Raw genomic sequence first — 15,096 nt, 5'->3', positions numbered from 1 at the left:
CACTGAAAGAAGCGGGGGTGCCTGGTGTTGAGCCGGGCTGAGACAGTCCCTTTGAACCTGACCCGGTTAGGACCGGCGTAGGGAGCTTATCGACCATGAGGCCCGCATTGCGGCCCGTGGTCGCCGTCGCTTCGTCCCTTTCTTTGCGAAGACGACCATGATCAAACGCCACACTCCGCCTGCCCTGTTTTTCCTGCTGTCTGCCAGCGCGCTGGCCCATGCTTCCGACGAGCCACAGACCACCACCCTGGCCCCGGTGGATGTCCATGCGCGTGCGCCGCAAGGCTACCGTGCCGATGCCTCGCAACTGGGTGGCGCCGGTGCGGGCGTCGTGTCGCCGCATGATCTTCCCGCTTCCGTGACGGTGATGACGCGCGAGCAGATCGACAATCGGCAACCGCGCTCGCTGAGCGAACTGGTGCGCAGCGATGCGTCCATTGGCGACAACTACGCACCGGTTGGCTATTACCAGGACGTAGCCATCCGCGGTTTCCCGCTGGATCTGGCTACCGGCTTCCGTTTCAACGGCGGCATGATGTCGGCCGAACAGCCGCTGGCACTGGAAGACAAGCAGCGCGTGGAAGTGCTCAAGGGCCTGGGAGGCATTGAATCGGGTGTGGTCGCGCCTGGCGGCCTTATCAACTATGTGAGCAAGCGTCCGGAAGACGTCGCACGCGCCACGCTGGGCACCGACTCGCATGGCTCGCGTTATGCCGCACTGGATGTGGGCGGCTGGCTCACCCGCACCTTCGGCGTCCGCATCAATGCGGCGCAGGACAACACGCACTCGTATATCGAACATGCCAACGGCCGCCGCAGTTTCCTCTCCGTGGCCGCCGACTGGAAAATCGACGACAACACCACGCTCCAGCTGGACAGCGACTACCAGCACAGCGGCCAGCGTTCCGCATCCGGCTATCAGTTGCTCGGCGGCACAGTGATTCCCTCCGACCCGTCGCGTACGCGCCTGCTGGGTTACCAGCCGTGGCAGCAGCCCGTGGGCATCGCTGCGAGCAACACGTCCTTGCGCCTGGATCATCGCTTCACTGACGACTGGTCAGCGCAGCTATCCGCCACGCACAGCCGGACAAAGATCGACGACAACGTCGCCTTCGCGTACGGATGTTTCTACACACAAGCCTGTGCCAGCGGCGCCACGCCGGGCTATTTCTTCGCGCCCAACGGCGACTACGACATCTACGACTTCCGCAGTCCGGACGACACCCGCGTCAACGACGAAGTAAAGGGTGTTGTGCACGGCTCGTTCGACACGGGCAGCATTCGCCACGACCTCACCGCCGGCATCAGCGTGTTCCGCCGCACGATGGATCAACGTGCCTACGTGTATGACTACGTCGGCAGCGCCAACATCGACGAGAACGAACCGCCCGTCTACGCCCCGTCGCCCAATCAGCCCGGCGACTCCGTCCGTCGCCTGACCAGCTGGCAGCGCAGCGTGTTCGCCTCGGATCGCCTGCACATGGGTGACGCGTGGCAGCTTGTGGCCGGCGCCCGGTTTGTTCGCCTGCACGAGCTTGCGTACGACGATCAGGGCGCTCCCGAGCGCGATACGCAGCTGACCAAAGTGCTGCCGCAGGCCGCACTTCTGTGGACACCGGTGGCTCCGCTGACCACGTACCTCAGCTATACCAAGGGCCTGTCGCTCGGCGCCGAGGCGCCCTACTGGACGTCCAATGGAGGCGCGACGCTTGCCCCCATCGTTTCCCGTCAGGTGGAAGTGGGCGCGAAATATGCCGTCAGCCACGCACTGGATCTTCAGGCAGCCATCTATCGCATCGACCAGCCGTATCAGTACGCACAGCCGGACAGCACCGCTGAAGGGTTCACCTTCATCCAGCGCGGCAACGAGGTGCATACCGGCATCGAACTGAGCGCCGCAGGACGCGTCACCGACAACCTCCAGCTCACGGCCAGCATCAACGCGATGCGCGCCCGCGCGCAGGACACCGGCACCCCGGCCTTTGAAGGCCATCAGGTAGTGAACGTGCCGCGCGTGCGCACGGCGGTGTATGCGAATTATCGCCTGCCGTTCGTGCAGGGCCTGAGCGTGCTGGGCGGCTGGCGTTATGCCAGCACCAACACGGCCACGCCAGACGGCGTGGCCCGTGTGCCGGCGTATCACGTGTTTGATGCCGGCCTGGTCTACGACATGCAGCTTGCCGGCCACGCGGTCACCTGGCGCCTCAACGTGGACAACGTGTTCAACCATTTCTACTGGCGTGACACGGGCAGCTCCGGTGGCGACCGCTACCTGTTCCCGGGCATGCCGCGACTGGCACGCCTGTCGGTTTCCTATGACTTCTGAGCTGACCCTGTACGAAGGCGGCGCCGCGCTGGCCAGCGCGCTGGGGGTCTGGCTGACCGCGCGGCGTCATCCTTGGTGCTGGCCGGTCGGGCTGGTATCCGTGGCAGCGTACGCATGGATTTTCGTGGACGCGCGACTGTACTCAGACGCCGGATTGCAGGTCGTTTTCGCCATCCTTCTGATCTACGGATGGCAACGGTGGCTACGCCACCTCGGCGACGATGGTCGTGTGCAGGTGGCGCCGCTGCCGCGTCGTGACGCGCTGCTGCATCTGGCCATCGGCGTGGCGGGAGCGCTTTGCCTGGGCTATGCCATGCATCGCTGGACCGACGCTGCCCTGCCATGGCTGGACGCCATGCTGGCGGCCCTGAGCCTGGTGGCACAGTGGTGGCAGGCACGCCGCCACGTGGCAACCTGGTGGCTATGGATCGCGGTGGACGTGGTGTACGTGGGCCTGTACGTCTACAAGGACCTGTTCGTCACCGCGCTGCTGTACGGCGTCTTCGTGGGCCTGGCTATCCATGGCTGGCGGGAGTGGCGTCAGCAATCGCTTCGTCCTCATCCGAAAGCGGCGTGACGTCAACCGGGCGCGCTTCGTAGCCATATCGGCCGAGGCGTGCTTCCCCGGTGAGAATGCTGAGCATGGGCGTGCGCGCGCCGGGCATGCGGCCCATCGGACCAAACAATGCATCACGCCAACCGCCCAGCCACGCGTGATCTGACTGGAACAGCGGCGTGAGCCAGCGGCTGATGAACTGATACGTGCGCACATGGGTGCGACGCGTCTTCGCATACACCGCAAGCGCGCGATCCACGTCAACGTGATCGCGCAGACAATCAGCCAGCGTGGCCGCATCCAGCAGCGCCATGTTCGCGCCCTGCCCCAGCTGAGGACTCATCGCATGCGCCGCGTCGCCGATGACCACCAGCCGTCCACGGCAGGGCGAGGCCATGACCACATCACGATAGCGCGCCCGCTGAAGATCCGAGGGGTGTCTCAGATGCGCGATGCGCGGCACGATATCGGGCCAGATGTCGGCGACATCGCGATGCATGGCAGCCAGCGCGTCATCGTCAAACGACTCCACGGCGTCGCCTGCCAGGCTGAAGAAGAACGTGACCCAGCGGCCCTCATGGCCCGGTCGCGTGCCCACAGGCAACATGCCAAGCATCTGCCGCGTGCCTGCGTAGCGCTGCTGCAAATGATGTGGCGTCGCCCAGTCGTCGGCACGCACCAGGCACCAGACCGCGCCCCACGGATACATCGACTCGCGGCGCACGCTCTTTTCACAGGTCGCGCGCAGTGCGGAATGCGCGCCGTCGGCCGCAATCACCAGATCGTAGGGACCATGGCTCTGTCCATGGCTGTCGTGCAACGTGTGCGTGGCCTCGTCGTATCGGTCGATGCGCACACCCGTGCGAATGCGGCCAGCCCCGGGCCACGCATCGCGCAGCAGTTCAAACAACGCACCACGCGTCATGCCCAGCCCGAAACATCCTTCGCGGCGGTCGCCATAACGCATGGCCATCACCGGCCGGCCTGACGGCGTGGACCCGTGCAGTTCGTCGATGCGCTGGCCCATGGCCTGCGCCTTGCCGAGCAGGCCCAGCCGGGCCAGTACGCCCATGCCGGTGGGCTGCAACAGAAACCCTGCGCCCACAGGACCCAGAACCGGGCTCTTTTCGAACACCGTGACCTCATGCCCCTGTGCCGAAAGGAAAAGCGCTGCCGCCTGCCCTGCCGTTCCGTAGCCTGCAATTGCGACCTTCATGGCGCCCCCGTCCTCCACTGGATTGTTCGCCGCAAAGCATAGCAAGCGATGCGCCTTCGATCGCGCCTACGTCCAATGGTCGATTGACGCAGTCAGGTGGCCCACACAGTCTGCACACGTGATCTGGGCCGTGCTGCCCGAACAGTTTGTGGCTCTTCAGTTGAGGCTGGCGACCGGCTGTAGCCGCCAGTGTGTGTAACCCATTGAAGTTACATCGGGCCAGTTTTAATATGAAACCAATTACACGTATTGACCGGTATCGCATGGCACGCCGCAAAAGCCTCAAGGACGAACTCTGCCCGATTGCACGCGCACTGGATGTGATCGGCGACCGCTGGTCGCTGCTGATCGTCCGGGAATGCTTCGAGGGCACGCGCCGGTTTGGCGACTTCCAGCGCGACCTCGGGGTTGCGCGCAACATTCTCACCTCCCGGCTGTATGCCCTGGTGGAATGCGGTGTGCTGGCCGTGCAACCCGCTTCTGACGGCAGTGCCTGGCAGGAATATGTGCTCACCCGCCAGGGCGAGAATCTGTTTCCGGTGATCGTGGCGCTGCGCCAGTGGGGTGAGCGGCATCTTTATGCTGCCGGTGAAAAACACTCGCGGCTTGTGTGCGCAGACAGTGGCCGCATCGTCCCGGTGATGGTTCCCCGCAACGCCTCCGGACTCCCGCTCAAGCCCGCCGATGCCATGGTCAGACAACGACCACCTGCGCCGCGCAAGGCCACCAGGTAGTTTTCCGCAACAAGCCGCTGCGTCATTGCGGAGGCTGCGCCGGGCGCCGCTGTGCTTCCATCCTCATACGACATCGCCAGCCTGGCGGTGATCCTCTGTGAGGAGACGATCCGATGGCGACGAACAAGCCGGCGGCAGCCGACACATCCGCAAAGTAAGAACGGCACGCCGGGTAACGGCAAGCGGCCCCATATTCTGGTCATGTGGGGCGATGACATCGGTATCGCCAACCTCGGTTGCTGCACACCCTCTCGGGCATGGTGCTGCTTTGTGCACTTGCGGAACAAAAAAACGGCGCCTTTAAGGGGCGCCGATAAAAGGGGGCAATCGAGTAAACAGCTCACCTGCTCAGGCCACTATTTCCTGAGCGGGAAAGCCTGTGTAGTGAAGCAGCATTCAAAGCGCTCGTCTGTAGGCGCCGGCCTACAAAAACACCATAAGAAATACATATTGTGGTTGGCAATTCCTGCTCACAACGCCACAGCGTCGCCGCCGCGGTGCGCACGCCACGCGCCGAGCTCGTCTTCAATCCTGATTTCAGCATCTTGCCCCATCTGCTTCTTGATGGAGCAAGACAATGCCGTGGCATGCATCAGCGCTTCTTCACGCGTGGCGTAATGGCCCACAAGCTCGGCGCCGCGACGAAGCGTCCACTGGCCTCGCGCCGATGAGTTGAAAGGCACATACAGAATGGTGCTTTGAACGGCCATGAATTCCCACCTGGAAGCCGCATGGCTTCCTTCTTGTGAGAAGTTAGAGGCTGCTCCGTGCGCGAAGCGTTACGACCGGGTGGTGAACCCGGTCACGCTAGTTGTTGATTTCTTCGATGCGCGTGACGCGACCGTCGCGCACGAAGACCTGCACGGTCTTTGCGCCGGTGTCGTAGTCGAGGCGATCACCCTGATAGCCGCCGTGGTCCGATTCAATCGGGCGCGTGCGGGTGGGCTGTCCGGCCACCTGGTAAACCTTGCCTTCGGTATCGCCCACCGACAGCACCTGCTGTCCGAAGCGTACCGTGCTGGCCGCCGAAGCATGGCCTGCAAACATGGCGGCAAGAGCAAAAGCCGCAAATCGTAACGTTTTCATCCAATGCGTTCCGTTCTGGCAGCGTCCAGCCACACCGCGTGTTTAACGCCTCGTCCCATCGCGGCATCCACCGCGCTGCGCTCGTCGTCGAAATCGTCCAGCAGAGAAATCATCACGAAGTCTTTGGGGCCGGCGTAAGCGGCCGGCTCCACAATATAGGCAGCCTTAAATACACCCTTGGGTGTCTTCATGCTTCGCACTTCGACGCAGAAATGTCCAACGACCCGCCGATGCATGATGGTCTCTCCTTACCGAAGTACAAGACCACACGTGATGATGGGCTGGTCAACCCGATGTGTGTGCCTCGGGGGTCAGACTACCTCCGTCCGGGGAAATTCGGAATACCTTGCTTTCACCCTTGTTGACCGACGCATCGGCATCCAGGCGCTGGCTGGCACACGCACCATGCGGCAGAAGCGTCAGTTTCCTTGTGCCAGCAGGCACATGCAGCACCAATTGCTGCCCAATTTCCATATCGGCCACGGCATGGTCGTCCACATAGATGGCGCTGGAGCAGCCCGCGCCATTCAGGCCGTGATCCCGGATAAGGGTCACGGTGGCGTCGCCGTCGGCCGGGTCCTGATACATGAACGTGGTATTGGACATCGCGTCATGAATCTGGGTGTGGCGCTGGTTTTGCGCCGTGGCTGCGCATCCGGTCAGGGCTACCAGAGCCAGGGCGGTGCAGATGGTGCGCATGGATGCTCTCCCGGTAATGAATGGGACCGAGTATCCGTGCGCAAGCCGTGCAGAACAGGTGAATCGGGGCGGCAGGAGTCTACTCGTCCATGCCGATAAGGCGCTCTATGTCCTCGATGGCAAACTGCTTCGCAACGCGGATGCGTTCGCGCTTCCCCATCCACTGGCATGCCGGCCCCAGGTCCCGCGCGCGTCGCAGGCGGCCGTCCCGGCTGATCTGGTATCCCTCCGGGCCGTATTCGACCTGATAGGTCGCCTGCAACCCCCGTGAGCGTCGGTATTGGGTGAGTTCCATGCCGCCTCCCATGCACAGCCGCAGACGCACGGCCGTTGAGGCATCGTGGTCACCCACGGCCGGCATGTTCGCGACCTGGCTCACATTTCCATCAATATTGCCGGGCGGACGCCCCTGCCCGGATAGGTCAGGGAGCGGAATGGCCTGCGGTTTCCAGTGAAACGCGCACGCCCTGAAAATCCATCAGCCCGTGCAAAGGTATCGCCTCGGCAAGACGGCTGACGCGGGTCACAGCGTCCTGGAAGTCCGTGTCTTCGTCCATGGCGTCCATGGCCGCCACCGAGGCAACTTCAGCTACCAGCAACAGGTGACCGGCATCGGTGCGGGCCAGGTAAAACGGCTTGGAAGTCAGATACGCGCGTGCCCGGGCGATCTCCAGGGCTTCGGTCACCCGTGCGATAACTTCGTCCTCCCTGCTGCCCGGGTAAAGACGAATGGCCATGACGAGCGTGCGTGTCATAAAACCCTTTCCCCGAACGACGGCAAAGTGTCCTCATTCGGAAGCGGGCTGACAATAGTGGCGATGGGTCAGTGCCTTCCGATAGCCGATGGTGGCGCCGGTACATCCGCCCGGGGCACATAGCGGGCCCACGTGGCCGGCGCATCGACCCAGGGTGCCTGTGCCTCGCGCTTGTTGCGCCAGAAGCACACCACGCCCTCCAGTTCGTGCCGGTGGCGAAACAGATAGCGCAGCTCCGACCCGGTATACCCGGGCACGGACATATCGGTGGCTTGCTGCGGACGCCCCCCTGCGTGGGAGCGGTCCTTCTTGTCCACCACCCGGTCCATGTCGATGCCATCCAGCGCGAAATGGAAGGTGGCCCGTCGTGCCCCGGTCCACAGCATGCCGCGCTCGCGCAGGCCTTGCTCCAGCGCGAACTTGCTCATCTGCTTGGAGGCGAGCCACGTCGCATTCACCACGCTCCAGGCGGGCGCAAAGCGTTGTCCGTCCTGTGTTATCTGAACTTTCAGATGCTTGATGAGCGGGCCCATCAGCGAATAGCGCGGGTGCGCAAAAAGGTCGGTGAGGAAAACGCAGGCGTAAAGGGTGACCGGGTCATCCATTACCGGTTTGTCACCGCTGCCCAGTATGTGTTGCCAGGCAAAGCGGAGAATGGCGTCTGCCTCATCGGCTGTGACCTGGCCCTGAGCTGCCACACCCACGCGGAACAGGGCGTTCAGCAGGCTTTTCCGGTCATCCGCCCGTCCCAGTATCTGATTGCACCGTCCCACAAAGCTGATGTGAGCCTGCGGGCCCAGCGGGATGCAGCCGAACAGGTAACGGTAATGATGCGGCCACGCGTAATGACGGATGGTTTCGGATAGCCCGAAGATCATGTCGCCATGATCGGGCCGGAAACGGGAATCAAAGTGCACAGTACGTCCTTGTCTGCCCGATGCGTTTCCACCGGGAGTGTGTCCGGGCGGGGCGGATGACCGCCCCGCCCAACCGTCATCAGCGGTTACAGGCAGCTGATGGCTTCGTCACGATAGCGGCTGTCGTAATCGCCCTTCTGAATTTCGTACATCACGACCTGTGCGCCCGAGCCGCTGGCAGTGACATCAAGGCGCGCATGCACACCCGACTTGCTGTCATCCGCCGTGATCCGCGCCTGATCGTCCTTGCCGCTGGACTTCGCACCGGAGGTGATCGCCTGCCACTTCGGCTCCACACACTGCGCGTAAGCCTGCACGTTTTTGGTCGTGTGGCTGCTGAGCTTGGGCAGGGTGTCGGACATGCCACGGGTGGCGCAGCCGGCAAGGGCAACGCAGGCGGCGATCGCAAGAACGTATTTCATGCTCGAATCCACGGTAAGGGAGCGCCGATTCTAACGCGAGATCAGATGCCCGGATGCTGCGTGCGCGACGCTTCCACTTTTGCCAGCTGGCTGTTGGAGCATTTGTTGAGAAACGACGACGAGGAGAGCCAGCGCTTGTCCGGGTAATAGGAGAAGACCATCTGACCGCCCTTCAGCGCGTCGATGAGCTTGTGCGCCACCGCCACCCGCACGGCAGGACACCCCCAGCTGCGACCGATGCGCCCGGCCGCCTGGGCCATGGCCTGACTCACGTACGACGCGCCGTGGAACACGATGGCGCGATCCAGCGCGTGATCGTTGACGCCGGGCTCAAGGCCATTCATGCGCAACGAGTAGCCGTTCTTGCCCTGGTAGGTATCGGACGTGCGGAACAGGCCGATGCTGGATGCGAGGCTTTCCGGCGCGTTGGAGAAGCGCGTGGACATCGCATCGCCGCTATTGCGCCCGTGTGCCACCAGTTCCTGAAAAAGCAGCTTGCGATGCACCGTATCGAATACCCACAGGCGCGGCTCGGACGATGGCTTTGAGTAGTCGATGACGGCAAGCTTGTCTGAAGGCGCCATACCCTGCCCCTGCGCGCACTCCGAAGCGCGGACGGCAAGTCCAATCACCTTGGGGTCTGCGGAAGGAGCCAGTCGTGCCAGGGCGTCGCCGAGGGAGTCGGCCGCGAAGGCATTGCCGGAGAGGAAGAAGCCGGCACCCGCAGCGAGGGGTGCCATGAGGCTGAGCAAGCGTTGGGATCTGATCATGCAACCGACCGACAATTAGTGCAGCGGGCATCCTAACGCGGTGATCATTTATTAACCACATTGCCGTCACACTTCAGCCATTCATATATGTGAAAAGTTAAGACTAATGTTATTAATCCGGAAAAAGGATTGATGCAATCTATGGAAAAGAACAGTTTGAACCGGATAATCTTTTGCGGCCTGATGCTTGCCGCCAGTTTCACCGCGAGCGCGCAGATCTCTCCTGCAAGCGCCGCCTCCAGTGTGTCCCCGCCACCCATCGTGGCCACCGACCCCACCACGTCTGCCACCGCAGCGCCGCCCGCTACACCGCCCCCTGCCGACGATCCACTCGCGCAGGCCATCTATGCGCGCATGCAACAGATGACGCCGCTTCAGGGCGGCCCATTGCCCCGCTCCGACGTCACGCTGGCCAAGGCGGTAAGTGACTTCTACGCCGTGCGCCACGACGCCGCCGCGTGGACCGATCAGGCCAACACCGATGCGCTGCTCAAATCGCTGGCAGCGCTGGATGCCGATGGACTGAACCCGGAAGACTATGGCCTTACCGACCTGACACACGCACGCGATGCAGCGTTCGCACCCGGCGCCTCAGCGGAGATAAAGGCGGCCTTCGACGTGCAGGCCACCAGTGCGTACATCACCTCGCTGGTGCACCTTGCACGCGGCAAGGTGGATCCCACCAGCCTGGATCCGAACTGGAACTACGATCCGGTCGTGATTGATCCCGAAGGCAGCATGGCAGCCATTCAGACCGCGCTGGACGAGCGTAACGTGGAGCAGGCCTATGCGATGGCGCGCCCGCAGAATCCGCTGTACAGCAGTCTGCGCGACGGCCTCAAGCGCATGCGAGATCTCGCGGCACAGGGTGGATGGAAAGCGCTTCCCGATGGCCCGACGCTGAAAGCCGGCATGACCGATCCGCGCGTCGAAGCCTTGCGCGCACGACTGGTGGCCGGTGGCTATCTCGATCCGACGCTCGCCACGGGCAACCGCTTCGACAATCCGGTGACCGATGCAGTCAAGCGCTTCCAGGCCGACCAGTATCTGGATGCCGACGGCACCGTGGGCAGCGGCACCATTGCGGCGCTTAACATCCCCATCGAGCAACGCATCGGTCAGATTCGCGTGAACCTCGAACGGGCCCGCTGGTTGCTGCACGAATTGCAGGGCACGTTCGTCGTGGTCGACATTGCCGGTTACAAGATCAGCTTCTACCGCGACGGAAAGCTCGCATGGCGTTCCCGTGTGCAGGTGGGCAAGCCGTATCGCAGCACGCCCATCTTCCGCTCGCAGATCACGTACATCACGTTCAACCCGACCTGGACGGTGCCGCCTACCATCCTGAAGAACGACATCCTTCCCAAGGTGCGGAAAAACCCGGCGTATCTGGCCAACAACCGCATCCGCGTGCTCAACAGCAGCGGCCAGGTGATCCCCGCGTCCAGCGTGGACTGGAACAATCCGCGCGGCATCACGCTACGCCAGGATGCGGGCCCGGGCAATTCGCTGGGCCGCGTGGTGATCCGCTTCCCCAATTCGTTCTCCGTATATCTGCACGACACGCCGCATCAGGAGATGTTCAACCTGCAAAAGCGTGACACCAGTTCCGGCTGCATCCGCGTGGAGAATCCGCTGGATCTGGTGCAGCTGCTTTTCAACGACGACACGAAGTGGAACCGCCAGGCCATCGACGACCGCATCGCCTCGGCAAAAACACAAAACGTGACCTTGCCTACCGCCGTGCCCGTGCTTCTGGCTTACTGGACTGTAGACATCGGTGACGATGGCCGCATCGCATTCAAGCCAGACATCTACGACCGCGATGATCCGCTGCTGCGCGCATTGAACAAGCCATCGACGGTAAAACTTCCCTGAGGCTGCGTCAGGCCGTCGCTCCCTGGCGGCATCACACGCCTACACCTGAAAGTCTATTGTGGCGCTGCGGGTAAACGATCCAGAGTGGAGATGACCATCCAGGCCGCGCGACCCTGGTGATAGCACATCGGGTCGCCTCAACGCGGGAGGACACCCCATGGACCGCAACCCAGGCGCCACGACGCCCTCATCCCATTTTCCCGGCGCAGATAGGGCGCATGCGCCGATGCCCGACTTCGTGACACAGCGCGTCACGCGCTTCTACCAGGAGCGCTATGAGGCCACATGGGGCGGAAAATTAATCTTCCACGGCAGAACACCAGAAGCCACGGACGTTGTGCTTCAGAGCAACGACTACCTGTCCATTGCCAACCACCCTGATATGGCCAGGGCTATCACAGCCGCCTGCCAGCCCGGACACGACGTTCCCCTGATGTCCGCGGCGTTGCTGCTGCCGGGCAGCCCCATGCATGTGATGGAAGATGTCCTGGCCCGGTTTCTCGGCTACGACGAAGGCGTACTTGCGCAGTCGGGCTACCTGGCAAATGTCGGATTGCTGGAGTCCGTCGTCGAGTCAGATACACCGGTCTACATCGACATACTTGCCCACAAATCGCTGTGGGACGGCGTGCGCAATGTGGGAGCCCCCTGCTTTCATTTCGCGCACAACGATACGGACGCGCTGCGTGAACTCATTGCCCTGCACGGCGTGGGTGTGGTCGTGGTCGACTCGGTGTATTCCAGTAATGGTTCGCTGTGCGATCTGCAACAATGCGCCCTTGCGGCCGAAGAAGGCGGCTGTCTGCTCATCGTTGATGAATCGCATTCGCTGGGCACGCATGGTGTGCATGGCGAAGGCCTGGTTGCCAGCCTTGGCCTGCAAAACAAGGTGCATTTCGTGACCGCCAGCCTTTCCAAGGCATATGCGTGTCGCGCAGGCTTCATTGCGTGCCCGAAGTCGATGAATCTGTACATTCGCTCCACGTCCAGTCCCGCCATCTTCAGCTCGACCCTTCTGCCCACTGACGTGGCGGCCATTGAAGCGGCACATCAACTGGTCATCAGTGGCGATGCGCGTCGCACGCGGTTATGGTCGATTACCCGCTATCTGCGAGACGCATTGAGTGCGCTTGGCTACCCGGTCGGCATTGGATCGGAGCAAATCATTTCATTTGAAATCGGCACCGAGCCTGCCGTGATGCGCTTGCGCGACGTTCTGGAAAACGACGGTATCTTCGGTTCCATCTTCTGCCCGCCCGCAACGGGACGGACGCGCTCCCTGATCCGGTTTGGCATTCACGCCGGCCTGACCGATGCGCAGATCGAGCAGTTTCTTCGCGTGTGCAAATCCCGACGGGACGAATTCGCGCCCGAGACATGGAGTGGCAGCCGGTTCCTGCCGACGCCACATGGATCACTACACGGGAATGCGGCCTGAGCAGCGTGCTACCGCACGCGCCTACATCTGAAGTTGGATTGCGACGCTCACAGCGCGACATGACACTGGCGCTGGAGCATCCGCCCGTCATGAGAGTCCGCCAATGACACACGTGCCCCTGAAAATCGGCCTGCTCACATTCGTTGTGGGCCTCTTCGCTGCGATGCCGGTGGCCGCGCAGGATACGGATCTGCTATCTGCAAAGGTTACGACCTGCGGCGTCAGCACGACCGTCGTCCTGACCATTGGCCCGGTGACGCTTGTACAGCCCCTTCCCTGCGGTAAACAGGCACAGGTAAACGACTACGGTGAAGATGACGAGTCGATAGCAAAAGTCCGTGTGGCCGCACCTTATGACATCAACGTAACTGTCGATGGCTTGGTCAACCTCGCAGCGGAACGCGCCGTCGCACCTGGAGATACGGTGCTGACCGCCGAATCGCAGGCCTCGGACTTCAACCTCCTGGATGGATTCATTGAGGTCACGGGGCTCGATTCGTTCCTGGAATGCACGGCACGGAAGGGCAATACGGCGCTGACGTGCAACACCCACGTGCAGGGTGCCAATGTCTCCGTCAATGGCCAATCCATCGCCGTGCCCAGTCCTGTACCGCCCAACTTCACGATACCCGTGCCATCTGTCAACGTCAGCGTCGACGTGCCGCTGGTCGGTACGGTGCAGGTCCCGGTCGGTGGCACGCTGGTACTCAATGAAACCGTGGTAACCGGTCCCGGTACGGTGAACGTGACGGTCGAACATCACGGCATACACCTTGCCGTCGGAGGCGGCGTGCAGGTTGCGGGAGCCGGGCTGGTCAAAGTGAACGCAAACGTCACTGACGATGAAACCTTCAACCTGAATACGGCACTCGCTCACGTCATTACCGACGTGTTTGTGAACTGACGCTCTGCCGTTTGTGCGCACGGATGTGACGCGCCTACGTCTGATGGTGTATTGCGGCGCACCCCACACCACCAAACACTGCATGGCACGGCGCGAATGCGCGCCGTTGCCGATCCACACGGCACGTCCATCCTCAGGAGCAAAACCATGCGCAACCAGACCCTTGCCATCGCCTGCTGTCTTCTCGCCGGCTTTTCGATCAGCGGCGCGTACGCGGCCGACGCGGCAACGTGCCCCAGTGCCAGCACTGTCACGCCAAAGTCCTGTAGCACGCAGGAAGGCTGTGACTACTCGGTGACCACTTCCGCCGGTACCTGGGAAGGCAATGATCCGTATTCGAGCCAGAACGACAAGACCATCGTGGCGAAGTCGATGGGTGCCGCCCAGGTGAGCAAGGGTGCAACCTATTGCGACTACGAATTCCAGGACGCCAAGGGCAAGGTACTGAAGGACGGCGGCATTCGCCTCAGCCTGAACGCAAAATAAGGCTCCCTCCGGGCTGCTTTGCCCTTGACCTGTGCGGCGCGTGGCTTGTCGGCCATCCGGCAAGCCACGCCATCGCGAGCGCACTCGTTTCCGCAGGTGCGACCTGTTGTCCCGATGCGGCGAGGCGCTGGTCAAACGCCGTATAATTTGCGGATGACTACGCTCTTCGCACCGGAACTGCCGGCGCTGATCGACCTGGTACGTAACGACGGTTACGCCTTTGTCACCCATGATGCGATGGGTGGCATGCTTGAGCGCGACGGCGGCCTTGCCGACTGGGCAACCTTTGCCGCCAGCTGGAACGACCTCGCACCCGATACCTACCTGGCCGCGCACGGCCGCTATCGCCGCCGCCGGCATGCCACGTATTCGGCGCTTGCGGGGCAGGACGTCACTCCCGAACCGCATCAGGCCCACTTCCAGGCGCTGACGTACAACCGGCTGCAGGGTGACCTTCAGCGCTGGTTCGAGCCCATGACGCCGGAAACGGCATCCACGGCCAGCCTCGGCACCATCCTGCGCTTCTGCCATCATGCCTTTGGCACGCTGGCCCCGCAGGTGCCCCGCTGGCATATCGAAGTGCATCAGTTCCGCATCGAGGCCAGCGCGGACAGTGCGGGCGAACCCACGCCCGAAGGCAGCCACCGCGATGGCGTGGATTACGTGCTGGTGCTGCTGATCGACCGCCACAACATCGCCAGCGGCACCACCACGATCCACACACCCGACGGCCAGTTGCTGGGCGACTTCACGCTTACCCGGCCACTGGATGCGGCACTGGTGGACGATCCGCGCGTGTTTCATGGGGTAACCCCGGTTACGCCACTGGATAACACGCAGCCTGCGCACCGTGACGTTCTGGTGGTGACCTTCCGCGCCTCGGACATCGCGGAAGCATCCGCTTAACGT

18 protein-coding genes and 1 riboswitch are annotated in these 15,096 nt (G+C 62.6%); of the genes, 8 read left to right on the top strand and 10 right to left on the bottom strand.

Annotated elements, in window-relative coordinates:
* Positions 1–3 precede the first annotated feature (3 nt).
* Positions 4–101: riboswitch (TPP riboswitch) on the top strand.
* 56 nt (positions 102–157) lie between these two features.
* Both FHW69_RS13210 and pnuC read left to right on the top strand, forming a co-directional pair.
* The gene (locus FHW69_RS13210) at positions 158–2,326 is read left to right on the top strand and encodes a TonB-dependent siderophore receptor (RefSeq protein WP_183423556.1); all 2,169 of its coding nucleotides are present in this window, start codon (positions 158–160) and stop codon (positions 2,324–2,326) included.
* Positions 2,316–2,903 carry a nicotinamide riboside transporter PnuC gene (gene pnuC / locus FHW69_RS13205; RefSeq protein WP_183423555.1) on the top strand — a complete coding sequence of 196 codons (588 nt, stop codon included), beginning with the start codon at positions 2,316–2,318 and terminating at the stop codon, positions 2,901–2,903. Before FHW69_RS13210 ends, pnuC begins: the two co-directional genes overlap by 11 nt.
* On the opposite strand, the gene FHW69_RS13200 is transcribed toward pnuC, so the two are convergent.
* Complete coding sequence (locus tag FHW69_RS13200) at positions 2,842–4,098, bottom strand: NAD(P)/FAD-dependent oxidoreductase (RefSeq protein WP_183423554.1); 1,257 nt, start codon at positions 4,096–4,098, stop codon at positions 2,842–2,844. The genes pnuC and FHW69_RS13200 overlap by 62 nt on opposite strands.
* A 263-nt stretch (positions 4,099–4,361) precedes the next feature.
* On the opposite strand from FHW69_RS13200, the gene FHW69_RS13195 reads away from it, so the two are divergent.
* A complete protein-coding gene (locus tag FHW69_RS13195) occupies positions 4,362–4,832 on the top strand; it encodes a helix-turn-helix domain-containing protein (RefSeq protein WP_183423553.1) in 471 nt (156 codons plus the stop codon).
* A 470-nt stretch (positions 4,833–5,302) separates the two neighbouring features.
* Here FHW69_RS13195 and FHW69_RS13190 read toward each other — a convergent pair whose 3' ends face one another.
* The 9 genes from FHW69_RS13190 to FHW69_RS13150 form a co-directional block, all read right to left on the bottom strand.
* Entirely contained in the window at positions 5,303–5,542 is a 240-nt protein-coding gene (locus FHW69_RS13190; protein ID WP_183423552.1) for a hypothetical protein, read from the bottom strand.
* A 97-nt stretch (positions 5,543–5,639) separates the two neighbouring features.
* On the bottom strand, positions 5,640–5,918 hold the full coding sequence (locus FHW69_RS13185; RefSeq protein WP_183423551.1) for a DUF2845 domain-containing protein: 279 nt from the start codon (positions 5,916–5,918) through the stop codon (positions 5,640–5,642).
* Positions 5,915–6,109, bottom strand: a complete 195-nt coding sequence (locus FHW69_RS13180) for a hypothetical protein (protein ID WP_183423550.1) — start codon at positions 6,107–6,109, stop codon at positions 5,915–5,917. The genes FHW69_RS13185 and FHW69_RS13180 overlap by 4 nt, the downstream gene beginning before the upstream one ends.
* Positions 6,110–6,203: 94 nt before the next feature.
* Entirely contained in the window at positions 6,204–6,617 is a 414-nt protein-coding gene (locus FHW69_RS13175) for a hypothetical protein (protein WP_183423549.1), read from the bottom strand.
* A gap of 79 nt (positions 6,618–6,696) precedes the next feature.
* On the bottom strand, positions 6,697–6,996 hold the full coding sequence (locus tag FHW69_RS13170; protein ID WP_183423548.1) for a hypothetical protein: 300 nt from the start codon (positions 6,994–6,996) through the stop codon (positions 6,697–6,699).
* A gap of 43 nt (positions 6,997–7,039) precedes the next feature.
* On the bottom strand, positions 7,040–7,372 hold the full coding sequence (locus tag FHW69_RS13165; protein WP_183423547.1) for a hypothetical protein: 333 nt from the start codon (positions 7,370–7,372) through the stop codon (positions 7,040–7,042).
* A 68-nt stretch (positions 7,373–7,440) separates the two neighbouring features.
* Entirely contained in the window at positions 7,441–8,289 is an 849-nt protein-coding gene (locus FHW69_RS13160; RefSeq protein ID WP_183423546.1) for a hypothetical protein, read from the bottom strand.
* Between the two features lie 86 nt (positions 8,290–8,375).
* Positions 8,376–8,711 carry a hypothetical protein gene (locus tag FHW69_RS13155; protein WP_183423545.1) on the bottom strand — a complete coding sequence of 112 codons (336 nt, stop codon included), beginning with the start codon at positions 8,709–8,711 and terminating at the stop codon, positions 8,376–8,378.
* A 41-nt stretch (positions 8,712–8,752) separates the two neighbouring features.
* A complete protein-coding gene (locus tag FHW69_RS13150) occupies positions 8,753–9,451 on the bottom strand; it encodes a murein L,D-transpeptidase catalytic domain family protein (protein WP_183423544.1) in 699 nt (232 codons plus the stop codon).
* 171 nt (positions 9,452–9,622) lie between these two features.
* Between FHW69_RS13150 and FHW69_RS13145 the strand changes: the two genes are divergently transcribed.
* The 5 genes from FHW69_RS13145 (at position 9,623) to FHW69_RS13125 (ending at position 15,093) form a co-directional block, all read left to right on the top strand.
* On the top strand, positions 9,623–11,359 hold the full coding sequence (locus FHW69_RS13145; protein WP_255494799.1) for a L,D-transpeptidase family protein: 1,737 nt from the start codon (positions 9,623–9,625) through the stop codon (positions 11,357–11,359).
* Between the two features lie 157 nt (positions 11,360–11,516).
* Entirely contained in the window at positions 11,517–12,797 is a 1,281-nt protein-coding gene (cqsA, locus tag FHW69_RS13140) for an alpha-hydroxyketone-type quorum-sensing autoinducer synthase (RefSeq protein ID WP_183423542.1), read from the top strand.
* Positions 12,798–12,900: 103 nt separating this feature from the next.
* Complete coding sequence (locus FHW69_RS13135; protein ID WP_183423541.1) at positions 12,901–13,701, top strand: choice-of-anchor P family protein; 801 nt, start codon at positions 12,901–12,903, stop codon at positions 13,699–13,701.
* Between the two features lie 147 nt (positions 13,702–13,848).
* Positions 13,849–14,187 carry a hypothetical protein gene (locus FHW69_RS13130; RefSeq protein WP_183423540.1) on the top strand — a complete coding sequence of 113 codons (339 nt, stop codon included), beginning with the start codon at positions 13,849–13,851 and terminating at the stop codon, positions 14,185–14,187.
* A 153-nt stretch (positions 14,188–14,340) separates the two neighbouring features.
* On the top strand, positions 14,341–15,093 hold the full coding sequence (locus FHW69_RS13125) for a 2OG-Fe dioxygenase family protein (RefSeq protein ID WP_183423539.1): 753 nt from the start codon (positions 14,341–14,343) through the stop codon (positions 15,091–15,093).
* Positions 15,094–15,096: the final 3 nt, after the last annotated feature.

The sequence above is a fragment of the Luteibacter sp. Sphag1AF genome (genome assembly GCF_014192715.1).
GTDB lineage: Bacteria > Pseudomonadota > Gammaproteobacteria > Xanthomonadales > Rhodanobacteraceae > Luteibacter.
This window is presented reverse-complemented; position numbering and strand designations above follow the sequence as displayed.

Bases quoted from the DNA above. Each gene is read 5' to 3' on its own strand.
- FHW69_RS13210 (WP_183423556.1), top strand. From the start codon at position 158: ATGATCAAACGCCACACTCCGCCTGCCCTGTTTTTCCTGCTGTCTGCC.
- FHW69_RS13145 (WP_255494799.1), top strand. From the start codon at position 9,623: ATGGAAAAGAACAGTTTGAACCGGATAATCTTTTGCGGCCTGATGCTT.
- cqsA (WP_183423542.1), top strand. From the start codon at position 11,517: ATGGACCGCAACCCAGGCGCCACGACGCCCTCATCCCATTTTCCCGGC.
- FHW69_RS13185 (WP_183423551.1), bottom strand. From the start codon at position 5,918: ATGAAAACGTTACGATTTGCGGCTTTTGCTCTTGCCGCCATGTTTGCA.
- FHW69_RS13130 (WP_183423540.1), top strand. From the start codon at position 13,849: ATGCGCAACCAGACCCTTGCCATCGCCTGCTGTCTTCTCGCCGGCTTT.
- pnuC (WP_183423555.1), top strand. From the start codon at position 2,316: ATGACTTCTGAGCTGACCCTGTACGAAGGCGGCGCCGCGCTGGCCAGC.
- FHW69_RS13190 (WP_183423552.1), bottom strand. From the start codon at position 5,542: ATGGCCGTTCAAAGCACCATTCTGTATGTGCCTTTCAACTCATCGGCG.
- FHW69_RS13165 (WP_183423547.1), bottom strand. From the start codon at position 7,372: ATGACACGCACGCTCGTCATGGCCATTCGTCTTTACCCGGGCAGCAGG.
- FHW69_RS13175 (WP_183423549.1), bottom strand. From the start codon at position 6,617: ATGCGCACCATCTGCACCGCCCTGGCTCTGGTAGCCCTGACCGGATGC.
- FHW69_RS13200 (WP_183423554.1), bottom strand. From the start codon at position 4,098: ATGAAGGTCGCAATTGCAGGCTACGGAACGGCAGGGCAGGCGGCAGCG.
- FHW69_RS13125 (WP_183423539.1), top strand. From the start codon at position 14,341: ATGACTACGCTCTTCGCACCGGAACTGCCGGCGCTGATCGACCTGGTA.
- FHW69_RS13155 (WP_183423545.1), bottom strand. From the start codon at position 8,711: ATGAAATACGTTCTTGCGATCGCCGCCTGCGTTGCCCTTGCCGGCTGC.
- FHW69_RS13150 (WP_183423544.1), bottom strand. From the start codon at position 9,451: ATGGCACCCCTCGCTGCGGGTGCCGGCTTCTTCCTCTCCGGCAATGCC.
- FHW69_RS13195 (WP_183423553.1), top strand. From the start codon at position 4,362: ATGGCACGCCGCAAAAGCCTCAAGGACGAACTCTGCCCGATTGCACGC.
- FHW69_RS13180 (WP_183423550.1), bottom strand. From the start codon at position 6,109: ATGAAGACACCCAAGGGTGTATTTAAGGCTGCCTATATTGTGGAGCCG.
- FHW69_RS13135 (WP_183423541.1), top strand. From the start codon at position 12,901: ATGACACACGTGCCCCTGAAAATCGGCCTGCTCACATTCGTTGTGGGC.